This is a genomic window from Hydrogenophaga sp. Root209, assembly GCF_001428625.1.
Taxonomy (GTDB): domain Bacteria; phylum Pseudomonadota; class Gammaproteobacteria; order Burkholderiales; family Burkholderiaceae_C; genus Hydrogenophaga.
Genome location: NZ_LMIE01000001.1, coordinates 41,625 through 64,941, shown reverse-complemented (window position 1 = coordinate 64,941; position 23,317 = coordinate 41,625). Strand labels below are relative to the sequence as shown.

Below are 23,317 nucleotides of genomic sequence, written 5' to 3'. Positions count from 1 at the left end.
AAGGTGCTGGCGGTGTGCCGCTTCTCGTCGGATCACTCCGTCTGATCCCACAACAGCGCGATCCGTTCGCCGATGCGCCGCCCGTGCGTCAGCGTCACCTCGTCCAGCGAGAGTTGGCTGCGTCGCTGGCGCGCGGCCCTCAGGGCGTTGACCGCATCGGTGGGGGCGCCCAGGCGATCGAGGGCGGCGGCCTGCAGCAGGTGCGGGAGGTGAAAGCGCGGGTCGACCCGGCACGAGCGCCGCGCTTCCACCAGCGCCTCGTCGACGCGGTCGGCGCGCAGCAGGAAGCGCCCGAGCAGCCAGCCCCAGAAGCCCAGGCGGCGGTCACGCGGGCTGATCTTCATCCCGTAGCGCATCCGTTCAACACCCTCGTCGAACTTGCGGTTCATCGCCAGCGCGGCGCCCATGGCCACGTGTGCCTGGGCGTTGCTCGGGTTGAGTTCCAGCGCGTGTTGCAGCGTGTCGATGCCGCGCTTGTAATGGCCCAGGTCGCACAGAGCGCAACCCGCATAGCCCAGCACCTCGGAGCTGCCGTCGTCCAGCGTGATGGCCGAGTTGGCCGAGGCCAGCACGTCGGCGCGCAGGTCCGGCGTGTCCGGGACCATGCCGATGTTGGACGCCACGATGGTGAGCAGCGCGTAGTGGCCGTGGCTCAGGCCGAAGTTCGGGTCGAGCGCGGTGCTGCGCCGCAGTTCGTCTCGCGCCGTGGCCATGCCGTCGGCGCTCCAGCCTTGGGCGGCGAGCGCGCCCACGGCCTCGTGGTAGTGCGCCCAGGCATCGAGGTTTTCCGGACGCTGGCGGCGGATGTGGGCGATTTCGGCCCGGGTGAGTTCGGGCTCCAGTTCGCTGATGATGCCGCGCGCGATGTTCTCCTGCGCATCCACGGCGCCATCGGCCAGGCTGTCGGCCTGGCTGTCGAACTGCGCGCTCCACAGGATGCGGGCGGAGGCCGCCTCGATCAGCTGCAGCGAGACGCGCAGCGCGTCGGCCTTGGGGCGCACGCTGCCCTGCACCAGAAAACGCACACCGAGCTGCCGCGCCACGTCCTGCAGCGGCGCCTGCAGGCCGCGAAACGCCAGCGACGAGGCGTGCGCGATGAGGATGAAGCCGGGCACACGGGCCAGCAATGCGGTGACGTCTTCGACCAGGCCTTGCGCGAAGAAACCGATGCGCGGGTCGTTCGACAGCACGCTCAGCGGCAGCACCGCGATGGTGGGGCGCTCCAGTTGCGCCAGCTGCTCCGGGGCTGGTGGCGCGGCGTCCGGGCGGGTGCCGGGGGCCGGGAGCAGGTCGAGCGTGAAACGGTAGCCGCGGCCGGAGATGGTGGTGATCGCGCCGGCCCCGAGGACCTTGCGCAGCGCCGACACATGCACCGAGAGGTTGTTTTCCTCCACCACCTGGCCTGGCCACACCTGCTCCAGCACCTCGCCCTTGGTGAGCACGCGGTCGTGATGCACCACCAGGCACAGCAGCAGATCAAACGCGCGCGAGCCCAGCGCGGCGGGTGCGCCGTCGACCAGCAGCACGCGCTCGGACGGCCGGAGTTCGAAGCGATCGAAGCGGTAGGACTCTTGCACGCGGGCTCCCGGTGAACGGTGGCTTCAGAAAATACAGGAAGTCTTCAGAAAAAGCCAAGGACGCCTTGCGCGTCCCGGGCAGACAGTCGGGTCTCCAGACACCGACATTGTTCAACCCCAACCCGAAGGAAGACACATGGACACCCCGACCGATTTCACCGCTCTGAAGAACAAGCAACAGATGGCCTGGGCCAGTGGCGACTATGCCGTGATCGGCACCACGCTGCAGATCGTGGGCGAATCGCTGGCCGAAGCCTGCGACCTGCGCTGGGACGAATCCGTGCTGGACGTGGCCGCCGGCAACGGCAACGCGAGCCTGGCCGCGGCGCGGCGCGGCTGCGACGTGACCTCCACCGACTATGTGGACAGCTTGCTGGAGCGCGGCGCCGAGCGTGCGCGCGCCGAGCACCTGGCCATGACCACCCAGGTGGCCGACGTCGAGGCGCTGCCTTTCGACGACGCCCGTTTCGACGCGGTGCTGTCCACCTTCGGTGTGATGTTCGCGCCCGACCAGCAGCGCGCGGCCCACGAGATGGCGCGGGTGTGCCGCCCGGGTGGACGCATCGGCCTGGCCAACTGGACGCCCGAGGGCTTCATTGGCCAGCTGTTCAAGACCCTGGGCCGCCACCTGCCACCGCCCGCGGGCGTCAAGTCGCCGTCGCTCTGGGGCGTGAAGTCGCACCTGGAAACCTTGTTCGGCGACCAGGCATCGGCCATCGCGGCCACACCCAAAGTCTTCAACTTCCGGTACCGTTCGGCTGAACACTTCGTCGAGGTGTTCCGCACCTGGTACGGGCCGGTGCACAAGGCCTTCGCGGCCTTGCCCCCGGAGACCGCGGCCCTGCTGGAGCGCGATCTCATTGAGCTGCTCAACCGCCTGAACCAGGGGGGCGCGCACTCGCTGGTCGTGCCCAGTGAATACCTCGAGGTGGTCGTCACGCGCCGCTGAACCGACCCGGAGACACGCCATGGACGCACAGGACCACATCCGCAACGCCTTCAGCCGCATGGCGCACGTCTTTGCCAAGAAGCCGGAAGCCGCCCAGGACACCAGCGTGATGCGGGCGCGGGTGGTGGAGGGGCTGCACTGCGAGGCCCAGGAGGGCGACTGGCGCTTCAGCATCGACATGCCGGTGGAGGGGGGTGGCATCGGCGCCGGCCCCACGCCCGGTGTGCACGGTCGCGCCGCGCTGGCAAGCTGCCTGGCCATCGGCTACAGCATCTTTCTGGCGCGCGCGGGCATCGGCGTGCGCAGCCTGGAGGTCGAGGTCGCGGCCGACTACGACAACCGGGGCTTGCTCGGCATGGAGGGCGTCTACCCCGCCTACCTCGGGGTGCGCCACACGCTGTACCTGGAGGCGGAGGCCACGCCCGAGCAGCTGGAGCCGGTGCTTGCCGAAGCGCGCCGCTGCAGTCCTTACCTGCACGTGTTCGCCGACCCCCAGCCGCTGCAGGGCAGCGTGGTGTACGGCCCCCGGGGCTGAGCATGGACGGGCGGCTTCAACTGCGCGTGCAGCGCTATGGGTGGGACCATGCCTCGGCCCGCTACGAGGACCTATGGCGCGAGGCGCTGGCGCCCGCCACGCAAGGCGTGTTGCGCCTGGCCCGACTGCGCCCGGGCGAGCGTGTGCTCGACGTGGCGTGTGGCTCGGGCGTGCTCACGCGCGCGGCGCTGGCCGCCGTCGGGCCGCGGGGCGAGGCCGTGGGCTGCGACGTGTCGGCGGGCATGGTGGCGGTGGCACAGGCTGCATCGCCTGGTTGCCACTTCCTGCGCACCGATGCGCAAACGGTGGACGAGGTGTTGCCGCCGGCGCATTTCGACGTGGTGCTGTGTGGCCTGGGTCTGATGTACATGCCCGACCCCGAAGCCTGCCTGGCCGCCATGGCGCGCTGCCTGCGACCCGGCGGGCGGCTGGTGGTGTCGGTCTGGGGCGAGCGCTTGGCCTGCGGATGGTCCGGCGTCTTTCCCATCGTCGATGCGCGCGTGCAGTCCGAGGTCTGCCCGATGTTTTTCCGACTGGGCGGGGGCGACAACCTGCGCAACGCGCTGGCCGGTGCCGGTCTGCAGCAGGTGCACACCGAGCGCATCACCACCACCATCGACTACCCCGACGCCACCACCGCGTGCGACGCGGCTTTTGTGGGCGGGCCGGTGGCGCTGGCCTACAACCACTTCGACGCGCCCACCCGCACGGCCGTGCGCGCCGAGTACCTCGCCTCCCTGCAGCGCTGGGCCCTTGCGGACGGTTTTGCGCTGCCGGGTGAGTTCGTGCTCGGTGGCGGTGTGCAGGCAGCCGCCCCCTGAGCGCTCGGGGCCTGTCGATCTGGCTACCCGTCGTTCGTCGTTGGGATACGAGGCGCCCACAGGGGGCGCGTCGACCGGTCAACCCAACAGGAGTGAAGACATGTCGTACATCGACGGATTCGTGATTGCAGTCCCAACCGCGAACAAGCAGAAGTTCATCGAGCACGCGCGCCAGTTCGACTCGATGTTCATCGAGCTGGGCGCCATCCGGGTGATCGAGGGGTGGGGCGACGACGTCCCCGACGGCAAAGTCACCGATTTCCGCCGTGCGGTACAGGCCACGGCCGAGGAGACGGTGGCCTTTTCGTGGGTCGAATGGCCGGACAAGGCCACACGTGACGCGGCCATGAAGAAAATGATGGAAGACCCGCGCATGGATCCGTCCACACCTGGCAACCTGCCCATGCCTTTCGACGGCAAACGCATGATCTTCGGCGGCTTCGAACAGGTGGTCGAAGTGAAGGCTTGAGCAGCGGGGCGCGCCAGCCGGTGCTATGCGCTACTGCGCCGACGATTCCTGCCCGAACTTGATGAGGTTGCCGTCCGGGTCGATGACGTAGAGTTCATCCATGCCCCATGCCGTTCGGACCACGGCCTGCAGCGAGGGTAGCTTCGGACTGAGTTCCCGCAGCATGCCCCTGATGTCCTGCACGCGGATGTAGCAAGAGGTGTTTTCAGCGATGTGCTTGTCATTGCAGGCCCAGAAGTACAACGCCGTCTCGCCGCGCACCGCTATGCCATACGAAAGTCCCTCAAAGTGCTGCGTCCGGAAGCCAAGCACATTCCCATAGAAAATTCGTTGGGTGGACGACCTGTCCACCTTGGAACTTGACGTTCGCCGAAACCGCAGGGCAAATCCGATGTGGCGATTGCGGTCGTTCGCACCTGCCAATCGACCAACGAGACAAGTTCGCAATCGAAAGGCTTCATCCACAAGTCGCGATCTCGCTCTACCGCAACCCGTTCTGGTCCTTCAGCTCTTGTCGCATCCGATTGGCGATCTGATGGCGCTGACCCCGCCGACCAATGTTTGCGGGGTTTCTTTCGAATAGGCCCGAATCGAATCAGGACTGCTCGATCTTTTCCGCATCCAAGACGGCTTGAACCGCACCGCTGGGTACAAAACCCTCGCCGTGGCTGGCGAGATAGTCGCGGATCAGCCGCCGCACAACCTGGGACGGGGTCACGTCCTGGCGCGCACACAGGCTCTCGAAGGCTTTCTTCTTGGCCGGGTCGATGAGGACTGTCAGACGGGCGGTTTTGAGCTCCATGTGGGCATTCTATGTAAATGGGATGTGCGTGTCGCCAGGGCCGAACTTCAGTAGCGGCCCATCCAGCGGCGGTCGGAGGCCAATTCGGGCTTCGCGCTATCGGGTGCCTGGGCCTTCGCCTCTCGGGGCGCTGCGTGGACTGGCCCGGGAGCGGATCGCCCGGACGGCTCGGCAGCGTCTTCAACCCGGAATGCCCGGTCTTCCAGATCGGGATCGAGCACGACCAACACCTCTTTGAAGTGCGGCAAGAGCACCCCGGCCAGCGCGGGTGCGTCTGGGGATATCTCGCGCTGCTCGATGAGATTGGCGGACTTCAGCGCATACCAGAGACGCAGATTCACGCGGATGCAGCGCGGGTGTTTGGCGCGCAGGCTTCGTTCAAGGGCGGACAAGGACATGGCGTTCAACCTTTCTGGGGGCGGCGGAGCGGGGCGTTCGGACTGGCCCTGGGGACGCTTCAACAAGCGTGCTTTGCATGATCATCATATGATCATGGTATTGAAATTGTAGGCACATCATATTTAATCTATAGATGTGCTCAGGGCGCATAATCCACCCCCATGATCCGAAGCCTGACGCACAAAGTGCGCACCCGCTGCGCGAACCGCCAGTGGGGCGGCATGCCGGCGTTCGTTGCGGGCGCGGCCAGTGCAGGCGGTTTTCTGGCGATCCAGCGCTACACCACGCACATGACCGGCATCGTGACTGATCTGGGCATCGAGTTGGGCCGCCTCCTGTACCGGAACCGCACCCACGCGGGCAACCTGGTGCATTTCGTGGAAGCCGACCGCGACAAGCTGGGCATTCACGCTTCCATCCTGGGCCTGTTTTTCGCCGGGGGCCTGGCGGGCGCGCTGGCGTTCAAGCAGGTGGGCTTTGTGGCCACGGTGCCGCTGGCGCTGGTGCTGAGCGCCGTGGCGGCTCCGCTGTGGCAAGACCTGGGGGATTGGTTGCGCCGGCAGGAAAGCGCCCGCACGTGAAAACAGCCCGCGTCTTCGTACCGGCGTCCGACGCGTCCGAAGCGTCCGAAACGATGGCCATCTGCTTCCGGCCCATGGGCGAGGTGCGCACCTGGCCAGTCGCCACGGCTTGGCTGGACGGTCGCTTCGTGCTGTGGTCGTCACCCTGTCTGGACCACAGCCATGAGCACGCCAACGTCGAGGCGTTCGAGCACAAATTTGGCGACTGCGCCTGCACATTTCCAGCCTTCATGCGCTCCATGAACTGGCTGGACTCGGTGTGCTTCGCCGCCTCAGGCCTGGAAGAAGTGATCGCGGCCTGCAAAACCAACCCGGAATATGGCCTGGTTTGTGTCCGCGCTGAGGGGCTCAGCGAAACGCTCGGCAACGGTGAACCCGCATGACATGGGACTTCGAATCCTCACTGCAACGGGCCGCGGTCAACGCAGGCCTGACTTTGCGGCAGGTACGGATCGATCATGCTCGTTTCGAGCGGGCGCTGCGCTTTGGCGCGACCGACGTGCAAAGCGCCATGGACCTGCGCAACCCCGACCGCCTGGTGCTTAACTACACGCGGCTGATGATGGGGTTCGTGCTGTTTCAGCCCAGGCCGCTGAACATGCTGATGATCGGACTGGGCGGCGGATCGCTGCCCAAGTTCTGCCACCAGCACTTTCCGGGCACGGACATCACTGTGGTGGAGATCGACCCGCGGGTGATTGCGCTGCGGGATCAGTTCAAGGTGCCGCCGGATCAGCAAGATTTCCGGGTGGTGCAGGCCGATGGGGCGGACTTCGTCGCGGCCATGGACGATGCGAGCTATGACGTGATCATGGTCGACGGCTTCGATGCCGAGAGCATGGCGCCCGCGCTGGGCACCCCGAGCTTCTATGGGCATTGCGCCCGCCTGCTGACCACCGGCGGTGTCATGGTCTGCAACCTGCACGAACTCGACATCTACTTTGGCGCCTATCTGGAGCGCATCGCCATGAACTTTGAGGGCAATGCCCTGGCGGTGGCCACGAGGGAGTGCGGCAACAGCGTGGTGTTTGGGCGCAACAACTTGAGCGTCTGCACGCGCCTGCCCAACCATTTGCAACGGCCATCGGGCATGTCGGAACCGGCGTGGACCGACATCGAGGCCGATGTGCTCGACGTGCTCAGGGAGGCCAGGAGCGCCCGGGCGTTCGCATGATCACCATCCTCGAAGCCAAGCGCTCAGGCCAGTTCGGCAAGGGGCGGCTGTTGCCCAACATCGTGGCTGGCGTCATCGTTGGTGTGGTGGCGCTGCCGCTGGCCATGGCCTTTGCGATCGCCTCGGGCGCACGGCCCGAACAGGGGATCTACACCGCCATCATCGGTGGCTTCATGGTGTCGCTGCTGGGCGGCAGCCGTGTGCAGATCGCCGGGCCCACCGGCGCCTTCATCGCCATCCTGGCGGGCGTGACGGCCAAGTACGGCATCGACGGCCTGCGCGTGGCGACGCTGATGGCGGGCTTCATCCTGCTGCTCATGGGCGTGGCCAAGATGGGGGCAGTGATCCGATTCATCCCGGCGCCGGTGGTGGTGGGTTTCACCAGCGGCATCGGCGTGATCATCTTCGTCGGGCAATGGCGCGATTTTCTGGGCCTGCCAGCCACCGGCGGTGAGCATTTCCACGAGAAGCTGCTGCACCTGCTGGGCGTGATCACGCAGGTGCATGTGCCGACGCTGGCGATCGGTGTGCTGAGCCTGCTGCTGGTGCTGTATTCGTCGCGCATCCGCGGCATGGCGCGCGTGCCGGGGCCGCTGACGGCGATGGTGGTGGCCACGGTGATCCAGTCGGTCTGGAACATTCCAGGTGTGGCGACCATCGGCACCGCCTTCGGTGGTATTCCGCTGGGCCTGCCCGACTTCTCCATTCCCACGGTGACGCTCACGCAGCTGATTCAGCTTATCGGGCCGGCTTTCACCATTGCCATGCTCGGCGCCATCGAGTCGCTGCTGTCGGCGGTGGTGGCAGACGGCATGACCGGTACCAAACACGACTCGAACCAGGAGCTGGTGGGCCAGGGCCTGGCCAACATCGTGGCGCCGCTGTTCGGCGGCTTCGCGGCCACCGGCGCCATCGCGCGCACGGCGACCAATGTGCGCAACGGCGGTACCAGCCCGCTGGCCGGCGTCACGCACACGCTGACATTGGTGGCGGTGATCCTGTTCATGGCGCCGCTGGCACAGAACATTCCGCTCGCGGCGCTGGCAGCCATCCTGTTCGTGGTGGCCTACAACATGAGCGAGATTCCGCACTTCCTGCACATCCTGCTGCGCGCGCCACGGGCCGATGGGCTGATCCTGGTCATCACCTTCGTGCTGACGGTGTTTGCCGATCTGGTGGTGGCCGTGAACGTGGGCGTGATCCTGGCCACGCTGCACTTCCTGCGCCGCATGGCCGCGACGGTGGAGGTGCAGTCTGTGGACGAGGACGACCTCAAGTCCGCCCTGCACGGGCTGGGACGACCAGCGCTGCCCAAGGGCGTGCTGGTCTTCGAAATCAACGGCCCCTTCTTCTTTGGTGCAGTGGAGAGCCTGGAGCGCACGCTGCTGCAGACCCGCACCGACCCGAAGGTGCTGATCCTGCGGCTGCGGCTGGTGCCGTTCATGGACTTCACCGGCCTGCAGGCGCTGCAGGACGTGGTGCGCAAACTGCAAAAGCGCGGCGTGCGCATACTGCTGTGCGAGGCCAACCACCGCGTTCGCGCCAAGCTCTGGAAGAGCGGCGTGCTTGACACCTTGGCCGAAGGCGATTACGCCGACGACCTGGCCGGTGTGCTGCGCCGGCTGCCGGACGATCTGACGGTCTGATTTCTTTTTCTTGACGCTTCTTTCTGCCGATTCATGAGCTTCCCACCTTGCCCGACATGCCTGTCCACCCTCACGTACCCTGATGGTGAACTGCTCATCTGTCCCGAATGCGGCCACGAATGGGGCGCCAGCGCACCCACCGAGACCGCCGAGCCGGTGACGGTCTGGAAAGACGCCGTGGGCAATGTGCTGCAGGACGGTGACACGGTCACCCTGACCAAGGACCTCAAGCTCAAGGGCTCTTCGGTTGTGCTCAAGGTGGGCACCAAGGCGCGCAACATCCGGCGTATCGAAGGCGACCACGACATCGACTGCAAGGTGGACGGCGCGGGGGCGATGCAGCTGAAGTCATCCGTGGTCAAGAAGGCCTGAAACAGCGTATCTTTCCCGCGCGCCTGCCTGATGAGCGGGCAACCACCCCAACAACCCTCTTTCCAGGACCTCCGCCATGACCGCATCGATACCTGCCACCCTGATCCCCGGCGACGGTATTGGTCCTGAAATCGTCGATGCCACGATGGCCGCCCTGGATGCCCTCAAAGCCCCTTTCGACTGGGACCGCCAGATCGCGGGTCTCGAAGGCGTCAAACAAGCCGGTGACCCACTGCCACATGCCACCATCGACAGCATTCGCCGCACGCGTCTGGCGCTCAAGGGTCCGCTGGAAACTCCCTCTGGCGGGGGCTATCGCTCATCGAACGTTCGACTGCGTGAAGAGTTCAAGCTCTACGCCAACCTGCGGCCGGCCCTGACCATCATTCCCGGCGGTCGCTTCGACAAGATCGATCTCGTCGTGGTGCGCGAGAACCTGGAGGGCCTGTACATCGGACACGAACATTTCGTGCAGATCGATGACGATCCACATGCCGTGGCCATGGCCACCGGCATCAACACCCGCGCGGGGAGCCGCCGGTTGCTGGAGTTCGCGTTCGAACAAGCCGTCGCGACTGGCCGCAAGAAGGTCACGATCGTGCACAAGGCCAACATCATGAAGGCGCTCACCGGCATCTTTCTGGAGACCGGACTGGAGTTGTACGAACGCAAGTACAAGGGCAAGTTCGAACTGGACACCGTCATCATCGATGCCTGTGCGATGAAACTGGTGCTCAACCCCTGGCAGTTCGACATGCTGGTCACCACCAACCTTTTCGGCGACATTCTGTCTGATCTGGTCGCCGGCTTGGTGGGCGGGCTTGGCATGGCTCCCGGCGCCAATATCGGAGCAGACGCAGCCATCTTCGAAGCGGTCCACGGTTCAGCGCCGGACATCGCTGGCAAGGGGATCGCCAACCCCACTGCCCTGCTGCTTGCAGCCGCGATGATGCTTGACCACGTCCAGCTCACGGAAAAGGCCACGACCCTGCGCCAGGCACTAGGCGCGACGCTGAACATCGACAAAGTTCGGACGGGCGATCTCGGTGGCAAGGCGAGCACGGCGGAATTCACCAAAGCCCTGGTCAGCCGCATCGCAAATGGCTGAGCTCTGGCCTGGCAACTCCGGGCTTTTTGATCTGACCTCGCTCGGTCTGCGTCGGATGCTTACCAGCGCCGAGATTCCTTGAGCGACTGCATTGGAGAACGGGCACCTTCAAGTGAAGATCGGCCTGCGACGGCTGTGCGCTGGAACCGGTCAATGGCCCTGTCAATCGGATGACTGGAAGTGGCCGATGCCCGCCATGGTAGCCGCGTCTTGAGCGGGGTCCGAAGGGGGCGTCACAACACAAACATCCCGAATCCTGTCGATTGCCACTCGCCAGCTTCGTCGTGAAGACACCAACCATCAAAAAAGGATGTTCTCATGAAGTACCTGGGTCTTGCGTATTACAACCCCACCAAATTCGCCGCGATGGCGCCAGACGACGTGCAGGCGCTGGTGAGTCAGTGCCCGCCGATGGACGAGAAGATGCGTGCCACTGGAAAGGTGCTGGTGTCTGCGTCACTGTCCGAGCCCAAGGACTGGATGACGCTGCGCCCGCGCGGCGGCAAGCCGCAGATCAGCGACGGACCCTATGCCGAGTCAAAGGAAATGGTGGGTGGTCTGTTCATCATCGAGGCTGCAAGCCGTGACGAGGCGGTGCGCCTCGCGGCCATGCACCCCGCCGCCTCGTTGGGTGAGGCGGGCGGGTGGGGCATCGAGTTGATCCCCATGGATTTCTATTTGGGTTGATGCCGATCCGGGGCTGCTAAGGTTCAACTGCGCCCCTGCGGGTACAGGTCAGGCCGACGGTCGGGCCATTGGGCGGCGCCACGGGCGCTTTGCAACGCCGCCGGGTAGAGCGTGACCAGCAGCAGTTCCGCCTCACGCCCCGCCGAAGGGTTGGCTCCACCCGTGGGACCGCACACGGTGCTGAGGCCTCCGTAGGTGGTGTCGGCTTCCTGCCCGCACGCGTTCGCGTAGGCCACATACACCCGGTTTTCCAGCGCACGCGCGGGCAGCAGCACGCGCTGCACTTCGTCGAAGTTGATCATGTTGGCCGTGGGCACCACGATGGCGTCGGCACCCTGCAGCGCGAGCCCGCGCGCGGGCTCGGGGAACTCGATGTCGTAGCAGATCAGCAGGCCCAGGCGCCAGCCGTTCCACTCGAACACCTCGGGCGCTTGCGGGCCGGGGCTGAATTGGGCGCGGTCGATGTCGCCGAACAGGTGGGTCTTGCGGTAGTTGGCCACGCGCTGGCCCTCGGCGCTGATGAACTGCGCGGCGTTGAACGGCCAGCCCTCTGGGTTGTGCTCGGGGTAGCCGTAGACGATGGCGATGTCGTGGCGTTGTGCGATGGCACTCACGGCTTGAGCCAGTGCGCCGTCCGCTGGCTCGGCGAGCGCGGCCACCGCCTGCGCGCCGATCTGGTAACCGGTGAGCGACATTTCGGGGCACACCAGCAGCGCGGCACCTTGGGCGTGCGCCTGCGCGGCGGTGGCGTCCAGCCTGGTCAGGGCTGCGGCGGTGTTGGCCGTGTAGGGGCACTGCCAGAGCGCGAGGGTGAGGGTGTTGGAGGTCATGCGTGTGGGTGAGGGCTTGGCTTCTCAGTCGGGCAAGGCCACCGGCCCGAGTTCGGCGAACACGTCGCCCGGCCCGGGATTGTCTGCATGCGTGTGACCACCGAGGTGTTTCACGATGCCCCACACCGCATTCAAGGAAGTCTGCACCGCGCCTTCGACCCACGCGGGCGTGAACGACACGTCGTCGCCGGCGATGAAGATGCCGCGCTCGGTGATCGCGAAGCCGTCCTGCATGAAGTGGCTGTACATGCGGTGGTTGTAGCGGTAGTGGCCGGGCAGCGCGCCCTTGAAGGCGCCCAGGAAATGCGGGTCGGCTTCCCACGACACGCTGATCGGGTCGCCAATGATGTGGCTGGCGATGTCCACGTCGGGGTAGATCTTCTTCAGCGCCGAGAGCGCGAGCTGCACGCGTTTTTCGGTACCGTGCGGCAGCATCTTGAGCGCGTCGCCCATCCAGGCGTAGCTCAGGCAGATCACGCCGGGTTGGTCGGGTCCGTTGTCAAACAAATAGGTGCCGCGCGTGAGCCGGTCGGTGAGCGTCATGCCCATGGTCGGCCAACCGTTGGCCTTGAGGTCGTTCCAGAACGGGCGGTCCACCATCACGAAGGTCTTGGACGACTGCATGTAGCGCGTGCGGTCCAGCGCCATCCAGTGCTTCTGCGAAAACAGCGACTCCTCCACCGCGATCTGCGTGGTCAGCAGCCAGCTCTGGCAGGTGGTGAGCACGGCCGGGTAGGTTTGCGTGTTGCCCCAGGTGTCGGTGACGGCGAGTTCGTTGCTCGCTGCACGGGCTATGGCCGTGACGCCGGCGCGCGGCGCGCCATGGTGCAGGCTGGCCAGCGTGGTGCCGGCGGGCCAGTGGCGCATCTCGCTGGCGGCGGGTGCGTGTTGCCACAGGCCCAGCGGCACCTGCTGCACACCGCCCACGACGAGGTGCTGGTTCTCGTCGCAGCCGGTGAGCACCACGCGCAATATTTCGAGCATGGAATTGGGAAAGTCCGAGTCCCAGCCACCGGTGCCGAAGCCGACCTGGCCGAACACCTCGCGGTGCTGGAACGAGAGCTTCGCGAACGCCTTCGACGTGGCGACGAAGTCGTAGAAGGTGCGGTCGTCCCAGAGCGGCACGAGGCGGTCCCACAGCGCCTTGAGGCGCGCAATGTCGCGCTCGCGCAGCGCCTGCTGCAGGCCGGTGAAGCCCGCGCCTTCTTCAAGCGCCTGCGCCCAGGCTTCGGCCACTTCGCTGAACAGGGGCGGCAGATCGGCGAGTTCGCGCGCCCAGTGCGTCTGGCCTTCGAGGTCGACCACGGTGCAGCCGGCAGCGGTGGTCAACGGGTTGGGAAACGGCCGGGTCTTCAGGCCCAGGCGGCTCACGTAGTGGAAAAACGCCGTGCCCGATGCGGGGAAGCGCATGCCGCCGAGCTCGGCCACCACGCCTTGGGCGCCCTCGAAAGTCTGCGAACGCAGCCGCCCACCCATGCGCGAGGCCTCGTACAGCACGGGCTTCAAGCCCAGCTTCATGAGCTCGTAGGCCGCCACCATGCCGGCCATGCCGGCGCCGACGATGGCCACTTCCTGCCCCAGGCGCTCGGCGGGAATCTCGCCCAGGCCTTGCGGGTGGGTGATCCAGTCGTCGAAGGCAAAAGGAAAGTCAGGGCCGAAAACGGTGACGGGCGCATCAGCGCTGCGCAAGGGCAGGGACATGGACATCTCCAGGGTTCAGGCCAGGCTGCTGATCAGCCAGAGCGCCGTGCCCCACATCATGAGCGCAACCATGCCGTCCAGCGCGCGCCACACGTGCAGGGAGTTGAGCCGACGCCCGAGCCAGAAGGCCGCCACCCCCAGCGCCAGGAACCACACCACCGAGCCCGCGGCCGCCCCCAGGCCGAACACGGTGCTGCCCTGCCCATAGGCCAGCGACGCCGTGCCGATCAGCACCGCAGTGTCGAGCCAGGCGTGCGGGTTCAGCCACGAGAAGGCCAGTGCCGAGAGCACGGCCTGGCGGCGCGAGACCGGCTCGGCGACCAGGGTGGCGTGTTGGTCACCGTCCTGGGTGTCGAGCGCCAGGGCGCGCGGGTGCAGGAAGCGCTGGAACGCCTGCCAGCCGTAGACCGAGAGGAACAGCACGCCGGCACCGACCAGGGCGCCCATCAGCTTGTCCGACAGACCACCGAGCTGCGCCAGGCCCAGCACGCCGAGCGAGATCAGGGCGATGTCGGCCAACGCGCACACCACCACCGTGAGCCACAGGTGCTGGCGCTGCAAGCCCATGCGCAGCACGTGCGCGTTCTGCGGGCCGATGGCCATGATCAACGAGATGCTCAACACCATGCCGGCGGTGAAGGTGGGGAAAGCGAGGGTCATGGCGAGCGGCTCCGGAAACCAAAGGTGCCCGCTCGGGGTGGCGGGTGAATGGGGTGGAGTGTGCCCGCGGGCGGACATGATTTAAACCAAATCAATTCAAACTTGGGTTGATCAAGTAATTGTTGAGACCGTGCAGCGAAAATCGCCGGACTGTGCGCTGAGCAACCAACAGCGCACCGGGTATTCTTTGAGAATCAGGCCACCGAGGGGGCGTTGCACGGGCGAAGCCCGTCATGGGCGTTCCACTTATTTGCTCCCTATCCGGAGGTGCAGCTTGCAAGAGCCAGAAACATCGTTGCCGCTTCCCCAGCGTTTGCTGGCGGTGGCTGTGGTCGTGACGGCGCTGTACTTCGGGCGCGACCTGCTGATCCCTCTGGCATTGGCGACCTTGCTGGCGTTCGTGCTGGCGCCCTTGACCGACCGCATACGGCGTCTGGGCGTTCCCCGCGCGGTGACGGTGACGGTGGTGGTCGCGATCACGCTGGGCGCCTTGATCGGACTCAGCATGTTCATGGCCGGACAGGTCCGCGTGCTGGGCAAGGAACTGCCCACCTACCAAAGCAACATCGCCGCGAAGTTCGACCGGTTTCGAGCGCAGTTGCGCACGCCGGGGGTCTTCAGCGAGGCCAGCCGGGTGATCGACGCGGTCGAATCCGAAATTGAACAGACGCAGGGAGAGCTGGAGCAAAAGCCCGCAACAGGCAGTCGGCGTCCAGCCCGCGTCGAGCTGGTTCCGACGGCACCCGGGGCGTTTGAGGCGGTGGGCCGCTGGCTGGAACGCATCGGCCCACCCGCCGCGCTCTTCGGCACCACCCTGATCTATCTGTTCCTGGTGCTGCTGAATCCGGGTGACCTGCGCGATCGGCTGGTCAGTCTGCTCGGTGGCAGCGTGCACCGCACCACCGATGCGCTCAACGACGCTGGCCAGCGCGTCAGCCGCTATCTGACGATGCAGTTGGTGGTCAATCTTTGTTACGCCGTTCCCATGGCCGCCGGGCTGTGGTTGATCGGCATACCCGGGGCCCTGCTGTGGGGGCTGCTGTCTGCCGTGCTGCGCTTCATCCCCTACGTCGGCTCGCTGGTGGGGGCGGCGTTTCCACTGATGCTGGCTTTTGCGGTCGACCCCGGCTGGACGATGGTGGCCTGGGCACTGGCCCTGATCGTGGTGCTGGAACTGATCAGCAACAACATCGTGGAACCCTGGCTCTATGGGTCGAGCACGGGCTTGTCGGCCATGTCGTTGATCGTTGCAGCAACCTTCTGGACGGCGCTGTGGGGCCCGATCGGGCTGGTGCTGTCGACGCCGCTGACAGTGTGCATGCTCGTGATCGGAAGGCACTTGCCGCAACTGGCTTTCCTGGACGTGATGCTGGGTAGCCGGCCCGCCCTGGAACCCCCCAGCCGCATGTACCAGAGACTCCTGGCCGGCAACAGCGCCGATGCCATCGAGCTGGCCGAAGAATCGGTGGCCGAGTCGAGCCCACGCCAGTTCTACGAAGACGTCGGCATTCCCGTGCTGCGCATGGCCACTGTGGATCACCGCTTGCAGGAGGCCTCGGCGGAACACCGGCACCGCATCGTCAGCGGCATGACGGCGGTGATTGACGAACTGCGGATGCGCCACGCCGCCGAGCGGCCGCAGGCACCCCTGGAAGCCCTGTGCATCGGCAGCCGCTGGACGGTGGATACCCTGGGCGCGGGCATGGCCGCCCATGCGCTGGCGCTGGACGGCGTGGCCGCTGCGGCAGCGCCGACGGCAGCCGGCGCGGTCACGGCGGAACTCATTGCGTCGCTGGGCTCCGAAGGCGCGAAAGTGTTTGTGCTGTCGTACTTCAGCCCACAACCTCAGGAACACGCGCAGTACTTCTCACGCCGGCTCAAGCGGCGCTGGCCCGACTCGAAAGTGATCCTGGCCTTGTGGAATGTGGAAGGCGCCGAACTGGCGGCGCTGCCGATTGCCGACTGGGGGGTGGACGCGGCCGTCGGCTCCATCAACGCCATGGTGACCGAAGTCTGCGCCCGGCTGGAACGCGAAGGAACGGTGGGCTGGTCGCCGGCGCAATACGGCGCCGACGACGCACAGCGGGTGCAAGCGCTGCGAGACAGCGGTGTGCTGGACGCTTCGCTGCGCGGCACGTTCGACAGTGCGGCACGCCGCGCAGCCGACATCTTTGACGTGCCCGTGGCCATGATCACGCTGATCGACGAACAGTGGCAGTACACGCACGGCGACTCTGCCAAGGCCGGGCGCCTGGGCGTCGGAGAGCCGGAGCGCGGGCCGCAGCGCAGTGCCTCGATGTGCGGCCACGTCGTCGCTGGCGGCGCGGCGCTGGTCGTGCCCGACGTGCAGCGGGACCCGCGGTTTGCTGCCAACCCGGTGCTGATCGAAAACGCGATCCGCTTCTACGCGGGGGCGCCGCTTCGGGATGCGGAAGGACACATCCTGGGCACGCTGTGCCTGCTGGACACCCAGCCGCGCACCATGAGCTTGCGTGATGCGAAGCTGCTGGAGTCCCTGGCCGACGAGGTGATGGAGCCGCTGCGCAACCGCTCCCGCACCTCGACCGGTGGCTGAAGGTCCGTGGGTAGTCTCGGTACCGCGCCTCTTCAAACCAGCTGCCGCGTGCGCGAAGGCGTCTCGCCAAACAGCGCCTTGTAGTCCTGCGAAAAATGGCCCATGTGCCAGAAGCCCCAGCGCGCCGCGGTGTCGGCGATGGTGACTGCCGGGGCCTGCTCGCGCAGGGCGCGGCGCACCGCGTTGAGCCGCACGGTGCGCAGGTAGGTCGCCGGGCTGGTGCCCAGCGCTTCCTGAAAACCGTTCTGCAGGGTGCGACGCGTGACGTGCAGGCGCGCGCACAGCTCGGCCACGCTCAGGGGCTGCTCCGGGTGCTCGAAGACCAACTCGCGCACTTTGCGCACCAGCTCCTGGCGGCGCAGATGGCGCGGGCTCGCGGCTTCGCTCAACGTCTGCGGCATCACCACGTCGCAGAGCACGGTCAGCAAGGCCTCGCGCAGCTTGCGTCGACTGGCCTCGTGGTGCAGCGCTTCGGGTTGTTCGTGCAGGCAGCGCAGCACCTCGCGCACCATGCCGGCGAGTCGGTGGCGCTGCCGCGCCGTCACGGGCTGTACGCGTGGCACGCCGGCCCAGTGCTCGGGCCAGGGCTGCTGGTGCAGGGCCTGCACGTGGCGCGCGAGCTGTTCCTTGTCGAGCACCATGCCGTACAGGCCGTGGCCGGCCGGCACCTGCAGGTCGAACGGCTCTTCGCCACCGGCCAGCATGAGCTGCAGCCCGTGCGAGGGACGCCCCATGAAGCGCAGGCCGCCGTCGGCCTCCGGCACGGCCAGGCCCACCCAGACGCCACCACGCCAGGGCCGACAGCGCTGGTTGGTGGCGCAATTGGCCACCTCCTCGAACACTTGCAGGTCGTGGTCGAGCAGCTCGCGCACCTCACCGCGGAACGCACCCGGTGACGTTTGTTCGTACTGCTGCTCCCACGCGTCCAGATTGCGGGCGTGGATGTCCACGTCCTGCGTGCGTTTGATGCGGAAGCAGGCGGCGAGGGTGTCGGACTGCACCAACATGGCGTGCTCCTTGGGGCGTGGTTCCAGCCGGGACTGAGTATCAAGTTTCATGCCACCGGGCGCTCCGCAGGAAAACCCGCCCTGCGCTATCCCGAATCGGAAAAAAGACGGCCCGGGCCCCGACGCTTGCCCAAACGGGATACCACCGCGCGCACCGGATTGCACAAGATGCCAACCGGGCTGCCCGAGCCGTTTCGGGCGTCATCCATCCTTGATGCGAGCAACAACATGTCTACAACTCCCAAGCAGGTATCGCGGGAACTCAAGCCCGTGCTGGGCGCTTTCTCCCTCTGGGGCATCGCCGTGGGCCTGGTGATCTCGGGCGAGTACTTCGGCTGGAGCTACGGCTGGGCCAGTGCCGGCACGCTGGGCTTCCTGGTGGCCACGCTGTTCGTGGCGCTGATGTACACCACCTTCATCTTCAGCTTCACCGAGCTCTCCACCATGATCCCCCACGCCGGCGGGCCGTTCGCCTACGCGCGGCGCGCCTTCGGGCCCACGGGCGGCTTCATCGCGGGTTTCGCCACGCTGGTGGAGTTCGTGTTCGCGCCGCCGGCGATCTCGCTGGCCATCGGTGCCTACCTGGGGCTGCAGTTCCCCTCGCTCGACCCCAAGATCGCGGCGCTGGGCGCCTACGTGATCTTCATCACCCTCAACGCGCTGGGCGTGGGCATTGCCGCGATGTTCGAGCTGGTGGTGACCCTGCTGGCCGTGGCCGAGCTGCTGGTGTTTGCCGGCGTGGTCGCACCCGGCTGGTCGCTGGCCAACTTCACCGCCAACGGCTGGGCCGGTTCGAGCGAGTTCACCATGGGCACCTGGGCCGGCATCTTCGCCTCCATCCCGTTTGCGATCTGGTTCTTCCTGGCCATCGAGGGCGCGGCCATGGCCGCCGAAGAGGCCAAGGAGCCGCGCCGAACCATCCCCATCGCCTACATCACCGGCATCCTCACGCTGGTGGTGCTGGCTTTCCTGGTCATGATCATGGCCGGTGGCGTGGGCGACTGGAGCAAGCTCTCCAACATCAACGACCCGCTGCCCCAGGCGATGAAGATGGTGGTGGGCGAGTCCAGCGGCTGGCTGCACATGCTGGTGTGGATTGGCCTTTTTGGTCTGGTGGCCTCGTTCCACGGGATCATCCTGGGGTACTCTCGCCAGATGTTCGCGCTGGCCCGCGCCGGTTATTTGCCGGCCTATTTCGCCAAGGTGCATCCGCGCTTCAAGACGCCGGTGCGCGCGCTGGTGGGCGGCGGCGTGGTGGGTGTGATCGCGGTGTTCAGCGACCAGTGGGTCACCTTCGGTGGCCTGCCTCTGACCGCCAACATCGTGACCATGGCCGTGCTCGGCGCGCTCGTGATGTACATCGTGTCCATGGCCTCGCTGTTCAAGCTGCGCATGAGCGAGCCGCTGCTCGAGCGCCCCTACCGCGCGCCGTTTTACCCGCTGTTCCCGGCCATCGCGCTGGTCTGCGGTGTGGTCTGCCTGTTCGCGCTGGTGTACTTCAACGTCATGATCACGGTGCTGTTCGTGGTGCTGATGGCCCTGGCCTACCTCTACTTCCGCCTCACCACGGCGCAGCGCAGCGCGGCGCCGCTGGACGCCATGCTCGGCGTGGTGGAGTGAGTCGGGCAAGGGGCGTGCAACCGTGAGCCTGTCTGTCACTCTCGGGGGGCACAACCACCGGTTCGCCAGCTTGCGCGAGGTGATGGCCAAGGCCACGCCGTTGCGCTCGGGCGACTGCCTGGCCGGCGTGGCCGCCGCCACCGAGCAGGAGCGGGTCGCCGCGCGCTGGGTGCTGGCCGACATGCCACTGTCCGTCTTCCTCAACGAAGCGCTCATCCCCTACGAAGACGACGAAGTCACGCGCCTGATCCTCGACAGCCACGACGCCGCTGCCTTCGCGCCGGTTGCCTCGCTCACGGTGGGCGGTTTGCGCGACTGGCTGTTGTCCGCGCAGGCCACGCCGGAGGTGCTGCGCGGGCTGACGCCCGGCCTCACGCCCGAGATGGTGGCCGCGGTCAGCAAGCTCATGCGCAACCAGGACCTGATGCTGGTGGCCAAACGCTGCGAGGTGGTCACGCGCTTTCGCAACACGCAGGGCTTGCGCGGCCACCTCTCGGTGCGCCTGCAGCCCAACCACCCGACCGACGACCCCGCCGGTATCGTCGCCAGCATGATCGATGGCCTGATGCACGGTGCGGGCGATGCGGTGGTCGGCATCAACCCGGTGTCCGACAGCGTGCCCGACCTGGTGCGCCTCAACCACATATTGGCCGACGTGCTGGCGCGCGGCGAGATCCCGACCCAGACCTGCGTGCTCACCCACGTCACCAACACCATGCAGGCCATGGCGCACGGCGCGCCGGTGGACCTGGTGTTCCAGTCCATCGCCGGCACGCAGGCGGCCAACAGCTCGTTCGGCATCGACCTCGCGCTGCTCGACGAGGCCCACGCCATGGCGCAGGCGCTGGGGCGGGGCACGGTGGGGAACAACCTCATGTATTTCGAAACCGGTCAGGGCAGCGCGCTCTCGGCCAACGCCCACCACGGCCTGGACCAGCAGACCTGCGAGGCGCGCGCCTACGCGGTGGCGCGTCGCTACAAGCCGCTGCTGGTGAACACCGTGGTCGGCTTCATCGGGCCGGAGTACCTGTTTGATGGCAAGCAGATCACCCGCGCGGGGCTCGAAGACCACTTCTGCGGCAAGCTGCTGGGCCTGCCCATGGGCTGCGACATCTGCTACACCAACCACGCCGAGGCCGACAGCGACGACATGGACAACCTCATGGTGCTGCTGGCCACCGCGGGGCTGAATTTCCTGATCGGCGTGCCTGGCGCCGACGACATCATGCTGAACTACCAGAGCACCTCGTTCCACGACGCGCTGGTGCTGCGCGAGATGCTGGGCCTGAAGCGCGCACCCGAGTTCGAGACCTGGCTGCAGGGCGTGGGCCTGACCGACGCGCGTGGCCAACTGCTGCCCGCGCCGCGCCAGCCGGCGCTGCCGTCTTCGCTGTGGACCCTGCCACTACCCGCATGAGCACACCCAGCCGCGACCTCTGGGCGCACCTGCGCCAGCACACCCCGGCGCGCATCGCGCTCGGGCGTACCGGCGTGAGCCTGCCCACGCGCGAGGTGCTCGATTTCGCGCTGGCCCACGCGCAGGCGCGAGACGCCATCCACCTGCCGCTGGACACCGAGGCCCTCTGCGCGGACCTGCAGCGGCAGGGCTGGCCGTCGCCGCTGCTGCTGCACAGCCAGGCGCGCGACCGCCACGAGTACCTGCTGCGGCCCGACCTCGGGCGGCGGCTGGACGACGAGAGCGTGGCGCGGCTCGGACCGCCCGATGCCACCAGCCCCGATCTGGTGCTGGTGCTGGGCGACGGCCTCTCGGCCCTGGGCATCCAGCAACACGGCGCGGCGCTGCTGGGCGCGATCCGCCGCGCGCTCGACCCCGCGGTCCGGCTCGGGCCGCTCGTGGTGGTGCGCCAGGCGCGGGTGGCGGTGGCCGACGAGGTGGGTGAGCGCCTGGGCGCCGCCGCGGTGGCCATGGTGGTGGGCGAGCGCCCCGGCCTGAGTTCGCCCGACAGCGTGGGCATCTACCTCACCCACGCGCCGCGCGTGGGCTGCAGCGACGCGCAACGCAACTGCATTTCCAACGTGCGCCCCGCCGGGCAGGACCTGGACACCGCCGCGCGCCGCCTGGCCTGGCTGCTCGGCGAGAGCCGCCGCCTGGGGCTCACCGGTGTCGGGCTCAAGGACCACAGCGGCCTGCCGCTGACCGGTCTGCCCACCCCAGCAGGGAGTGCGCCGGGCTTAAACTGAAACTCACCAAACCCGTTCGGGTTGAGTTTTTCTCAAGCGCCATGCTCGACGCCCGCCAACTGGAGGCCCTCAACGCCGTGATCGAACACGGCGGTTTCGGCCCGGCCGCCAAGGCCCTTTCGCTCACGCTGGCGGCGGTGTCGCTGCGCATCAAGTCGCTCGAAGACACGCTGGGCCAGCGCCTGCTGGTGCGCGGCAAACAGGTGCGCGCCACGCCGGCCGGCCAGGCGCTGCTGGGCCATGTGAAACAGGTGCGCCTGATGGAGGCCGATCTGCTCGACGGCTTGCAGGGCGGTGCGCAGCCCCGAAGCGGCTTGCGCTGGCAAAGCCTGGGCGTGGCCATCAACGCCGATTCGGTGGCCAGCTGGTTCTTGCCCGGCGTGGCCGCCTTGCTGCAGCGCCACCACCTGCTGCTGGAGATCCTGATCGACGACCAGGACCACACGCACGACGCCTTGAAAAGCGGCGACGTCATGGGTTGCGTGACCACGCTGGCCACGGCGATGCGTGGCTGCGTGGCCGAGCCGCTGGGCGTGATGCGCTACCGCTGCGTGGCCGCGCCCGCCGTGGTGCAACGCTGCCGCACGCCGCGCGGTGCGGTGTCGGTGCACAAGCTGCTGGCGCAGCCGGCCATCATCTTCAACCGCAAGGACGCGCTGCAGGACGCGTTCCTCGAACAGCACTTTGGTCTGCGTCAGCCCAATTACCCACGCCACTTCGCGCCGGCGGTCGAGGCGTTTGAAACGGCCATCGAGCTCGGCCTGGGCTGGGGCATGGTGCCCGAGCAGCACCTGGTGCAGCGCCCCGGCCTGCAGGAACTGCTGCCCGATGCGACCGTGGACGTGGTGCTCTACTGGCAGCACTGGGCGCACGAGTCGCTCTCGGCCCAACGGCTCACGGCGGCGGTGAAGGCCGCGGCGCGCGAGCACCTGCGGCCGATGGCGCAGCCCGCCTGAGGCGGGCCCGCCACCTCAGACGTGCGGCATCCGGCCGCCGCCAAACGACCAGTTCTCCCAGGTCGTTTCCTGGAAGCACACCATGACCTGCTCGGTCTGAACCCCCGCCACCGCCAGCGATGCCATGAGGTGGGCGAGCAGGGCACGCTTGACCTTCACGCTGCGGCCCGCTGACCACAGGATGTCGATCAGGGCGAAGTCCGGTGTGCGATCACTGTCCAGGTCGGGGTAGCGCGGGTCGAAGCGGAAGTCCTCTTCGCTCAGCGCCAGCACGCGCTGGAAACGGTCGGCCGGCGGCACGCCGGTGGACACCAGCGCCGCATGCACGGCATCGAGAATGCCGGCCTTGAGCGCCGGGGATGCGGATTGACGGACCGTGAGGGTGACGAGGGGCATGGCGTGCTCCCCGCGTCTCAGGCCGCCAGGGTTGGCGCAGCGCCAGCCCGGTGGCGCCGCAGCCGCGCCTGCAGGCGCTGCGTGCTGCGCGCCAGGCGGGCGCTCGCGTCGAGGCAGACGCGGTCCAGCACGGCGTCGGCGCCGCGCCAGAGTTCGTCGACGGCCTCGCGGCGCAGGTGCTCGGCGCCACGGCGGGCGCTCGCATAGTCGTGGGGGTTGGGGCGGCTGGGCTGGCTCATGGCGATCTCCT

26 protein-coding genes are annotated in these 23,317 nt (G+C 67.2%); 16 read left to right on the top strand and 10 right to left on the bottom strand.

What is annotated here, in order from left to right; all coding sequences use genetic code 11:
- Positions 1 to 32 precede the first annotated feature (32 nt).
- A complete protein-coding gene (locus ASE11_RS00340; RefSeq protein WP_056264132.1) occupies positions 33 to 1,577 on the bottom strand; it encodes a winged helix-turn-helix domain-containing protein in 1,545 nt (514 codons plus the stop codon).
- Between the two features lie 136 nt (positions 1,578 to 1,713).
- On the opposite strand from ASE11_RS00340, the gene ASE11_RS00335 reads away from it, so the two are divergent.
- The 4 genes from ASE11_RS00335 (at position 1,714) to ASE11_RS00320 (ending at position 4,351) form a co-directional block, all read left to right on the top strand.
- Complete coding sequence (locus ASE11_RS00335; protein WP_056264129.1) at positions 1,714 to 2,526, top strand: class I SAM-dependent methyltransferase; 813 nt, start codon at positions 1,714 to 1,716, stop codon at positions 2,524 to 2,526.
- 19 nt (positions 2,527 to 2,545) lie between these two features.
- A complete protein-coding gene (locus ASE11_RS00330) occupies positions 2,546 to 3,061 on the top strand; it encodes an OsmC family protein (RefSeq protein WP_056264125.1) in 516 nt (171 codons plus the stop codon).
- A gap of 2 nt (positions 3,062 to 3,063) precedes the next feature.
- The gene (locus ASE11_RS00325; protein ID WP_056264120.1) at positions 3,064 to 3,882 is read left to right on the top strand and encodes a methyltransferase domain-containing protein; all 819 of its coding nucleotides are present in this window, start codon (positions 3,064 to 3,066) and stop codon (positions 3,880 to 3,882) included.
- 100 nt (positions 3,883 to 3,982) lie between these two features.
- Positions 3,983 to 4,351 (top strand): DUF1428 domain-containing protein, encoded by a 369-nt coding sequence (locus ASE11_RS00320; protein WP_056264117.1) that lies wholly within the window; start codon positions 3,983 to 3,985, stop codon positions 4,349 to 4,351.
- A 30-nt stretch (positions 4,352 to 4,381) separates the two neighbouring features.
- Here the strand turns inward: ASE11_RS00320 and ASE11_RS00315 are convergent, their stop codons facing one another.
- The 3 genes from ASE11_RS00315 to ASE11_RS00305 all read right to left on the bottom strand — a co-directional run bounded on the left by ASE11_RS00315 (position 4,382) and on the right by ASE11_RS00305 (position 5,551).
- A complete protein-coding gene (locus tag ASE11_RS00315) occupies positions 4,382 to 4,816 on the bottom strand; it encodes a VOC family protein (protein WP_235501153.1) in 435 nt (144 codons plus the stop codon).
- 130 nt (positions 4,817 to 4,946) lie between these two features.
- Complete coding sequence (locus ASE11_RS00310; RefSeq protein ID WP_056264114.1) at positions 4,947 to 5,153, bottom strand: ribbon-helix-helix protein, CopG family; 207 nt, start codon at positions 5,151 to 5,153, stop codon at positions 4,947 to 4,949.
- 47 nt (positions 5,154 to 5,200) lie between these two features.
- Positions 5,201 to 5,551, bottom strand: coding sequence for a hypothetical protein (locus tag ASE11_RS00305; protein ID WP_056264110.1), 351 nt, complete (start codon positions 5,549 to 5,551; stop codon positions 5,201 to 5,203).
- 162 nt (positions 5,552 to 5,713) lie between these two features.
- Here ASE11_RS00305 and ASE11_RS00300 point away from each other — a divergent pair, with 162 nt between their 5' ends.
- From ASE11_RS00300 to ASE11_RS00270, 7 genes are all read left to right on the top strand, one after another.
- Complete coding sequence (locus ASE11_RS00300; protein ID WP_056264107.1) at positions 5,714 to 6,133, top strand: DUF1275 family protein; 420 nt, start codon at positions 5,714 to 5,716, stop codon at positions 6,131 to 6,133.
- Positions 6,130 to 6,516 carry a hypothetical protein gene (locus ASE11_RS00295; protein WP_056264102.1) on the top strand — a complete coding sequence of 129 codons (387 nt, stop codon included), beginning with the start codon at positions 6,130 to 6,132 and terminating at the stop codon, positions 6,514 to 6,516. The genes ASE11_RS00300 and ASE11_RS00295 overlap by 4 nt, the downstream gene beginning before the upstream one ends.
- Positions 6,513 to 7,307 (top strand): fused MFS/spermidine synthase, encoded by a 795-nt coding sequence (locus ASE11_RS00290; protein ID WP_056264098.1) that lies wholly within the window; start codon positions 6,513 to 6,515, stop codon positions 7,305 to 7,307. Before ASE11_RS00295 ends, ASE11_RS00290 begins: the two co-directional genes overlap by 4 nt.
- Complete coding sequence (locus ASE11_RS00285) at positions 7,304 to 8,953, top strand: SulP family inorganic anion transporter (RefSeq protein WP_056264096.1); 1,650 nt, start codon at positions 7,304 to 7,306, stop codon at positions 8,951 to 8,953. The genes ASE11_RS00290 and ASE11_RS00285 overlap by 4 nt, the downstream gene beginning before the upstream one ends.
- A gap of 33 nt (positions 8,954 to 8,986) precedes the next feature.
- On the top strand, positions 8,987 to 9,325 hold the full coding sequence (locus ASE11_RS00280; RefSeq protein ID WP_056264093.1) for a zinc ribbon domain-containing protein YjdM: 339 nt from the start codon (positions 8,987 to 8,989) through the stop codon (positions 9,323 to 9,325).
- Positions 9,326 to 9,401: 76 nt separating this feature from the next.
- Entirely contained in the window at positions 9,402 to 10,433 is a 1,032-nt protein-coding gene (locus ASE11_RS00275) for an isocitrate/isopropylmalate dehydrogenase family protein (RefSeq protein ID WP_056264090.1), read from the top strand.
- A gap of 318 nt (positions 10,434 to 10,751) precedes the next feature.
- A complete protein-coding gene (locus ASE11_RS00270; RefSeq protein WP_056264087.1) occupies positions 10,752 to 11,120 on the top strand; it encodes a YciI family protein in 369 nt (122 codons plus the stop codon).
- A 23-nt stretch (positions 11,121 to 11,143) separates the two neighbouring features.
- Here the strand turns inward: ASE11_RS00270 and ASE11_RS00265 are convergent, their stop codons facing one another.
- The 3 genes from ASE11_RS00265 to ASE11_RS00255 are packed head-to-tail and all read right to left on the bottom strand — an operon-like array spanning position 11,144 to position 14,311.
- Positions 11,144 to 11,950 carry a carbon-nitrogen hydrolase family protein gene (locus ASE11_RS00265; protein WP_056264085.1) on the bottom strand — a complete coding sequence of 269 codons (807 nt, stop codon included), beginning with the start codon at positions 11,948 to 11,950 and terminating at the stop codon, positions 11,144 to 11,146.
- 24 nt (positions 11,951 to 11,974) lie between these two features.
- A complete protein-coding gene (locus ASE11_RS00260) occupies positions 11,975 to 13,651 on the bottom strand; it encodes a flavin monoamine oxidase family protein (protein ID WP_056264082.1) in 1,677 nt (558 codons plus the stop codon).
- Between the two features lie 15 nt (positions 13,652 to 13,666).
- Positions 13,667 to 14,311 carry a LysE/ArgO family amino acid transporter gene (locus ASE11_RS00255; RefSeq protein WP_056264079.1) on the bottom strand — a complete coding sequence of 215 codons (645 nt, stop codon included), beginning with the start codon at positions 14,309 to 14,311 and terminating at the stop codon, positions 13,667 to 13,669.
- A gap of 274 nt (positions 14,312 to 14,585) precedes the next feature.
- Here ASE11_RS00255 and ASE11_RS00250 point away from each other — a divergent pair, with 274 nt between their 5' ends.
- Positions 14,586 to 16,886: an AI-2E family transporter gene (locus ASE11_RS00250; protein ID WP_162258005.1), complete on the top strand. Its 2,301-nt coding sequence runs from the start codon at positions 14,586 to 14,588 to the stop codon at positions 16,884 to 16,886.
- 32 nt (positions 16,887 to 16,918) lie between these two features.
- Here the strand turns inward: ASE11_RS00250 and ASE11_RS00245 are convergent, their stop codons facing one another.
- On the bottom strand, positions 16,919 to 17,944 hold the full coding sequence (locus ASE11_RS00245) for a helix-turn-helix domain-containing protein (RefSeq protein WP_082585413.1): 1,026 nt from the start codon (positions 17,942 to 17,944) through the stop codon (positions 16,919 to 16,921).
- 177 nt (positions 17,945 to 18,121) lie between these two features.
- Between ASE11_RS00245 and eat the strand changes: the two genes are divergently transcribed.
- From eat to ASE11_RS00225, 4 genes are all read left to right on the top strand, one after another.
- Positions 18,122 to 19,513 (top strand): ethanolamine permease, encoded by a 1,392-nt coding sequence (gene eat, locus ASE11_RS00240; RefSeq protein ID WP_056264071.1) that lies wholly within the window; start codon positions 18,122 to 18,124, stop codon positions 19,511 to 19,513.
- 82 nt (positions 19,514 to 19,595) lie between these two features.
- Entirely contained in the window at positions 19,596 to 20,930 is a 1,335-nt protein-coding gene (locus ASE11_RS00235; protein WP_056264066.1) for an ethanolamine ammonia-lyase subunit EutB, read from the top strand.
- Positions 20,927 to 21,715 (top strand): ethanolamine ammonia-lyase subunit EutC, encoded by a 789-nt coding sequence (gene eutC, locus ASE11_RS00230; RefSeq protein ID WP_056264063.1) that lies wholly within the window; start codon positions 20,927 to 20,929, stop codon positions 21,713 to 21,715. Before ASE11_RS00235 ends, eutC begins: the two co-directional genes overlap by 4 nt.
- Before the next feature lie 41 nt (positions 21,716 to 21,756).
- Positions 21,757 to 22,671, top strand: a complete 915-nt coding sequence (locus ASE11_RS00225; RefSeq protein WP_056264062.1) for an HTH-type transcriptional regulator ArgP — start codon at positions 21,757 to 21,759, stop codon at positions 22,669 to 22,671.
- Between the two features lie 15 nt (positions 22,672 to 22,686).
- Here ASE11_RS00225 and ASE11_RS00220 read toward each other — a convergent pair whose 3' ends face one another.
- Together ASE11_RS00220 and ASE11_RS00215 are read right to left on the bottom strand one after the other, a co-directional pair.
- Positions 22,687 to 23,067: a tautomerase family protein gene (locus tag ASE11_RS00220; protein ID WP_056264059.1), complete on the bottom strand. Its 381-nt coding sequence runs from the start codon at positions 23,065 to 23,067 to the stop codon at positions 22,687 to 22,689.
- 17 nt (positions 23,068 to 23,084) lie between these two features.
- Positions 23,085 to 23,306: a hypothetical protein gene (locus tag ASE11_RS00215; protein ID WP_056264056.1), complete on the bottom strand. Its 222-nt coding sequence runs from the start codon at positions 23,304 to 23,306 to the stop codon at positions 23,085 to 23,087.
- Between the last annotated feature and the right edge of the window lie 11 nt (positions 23,307 to 23,317).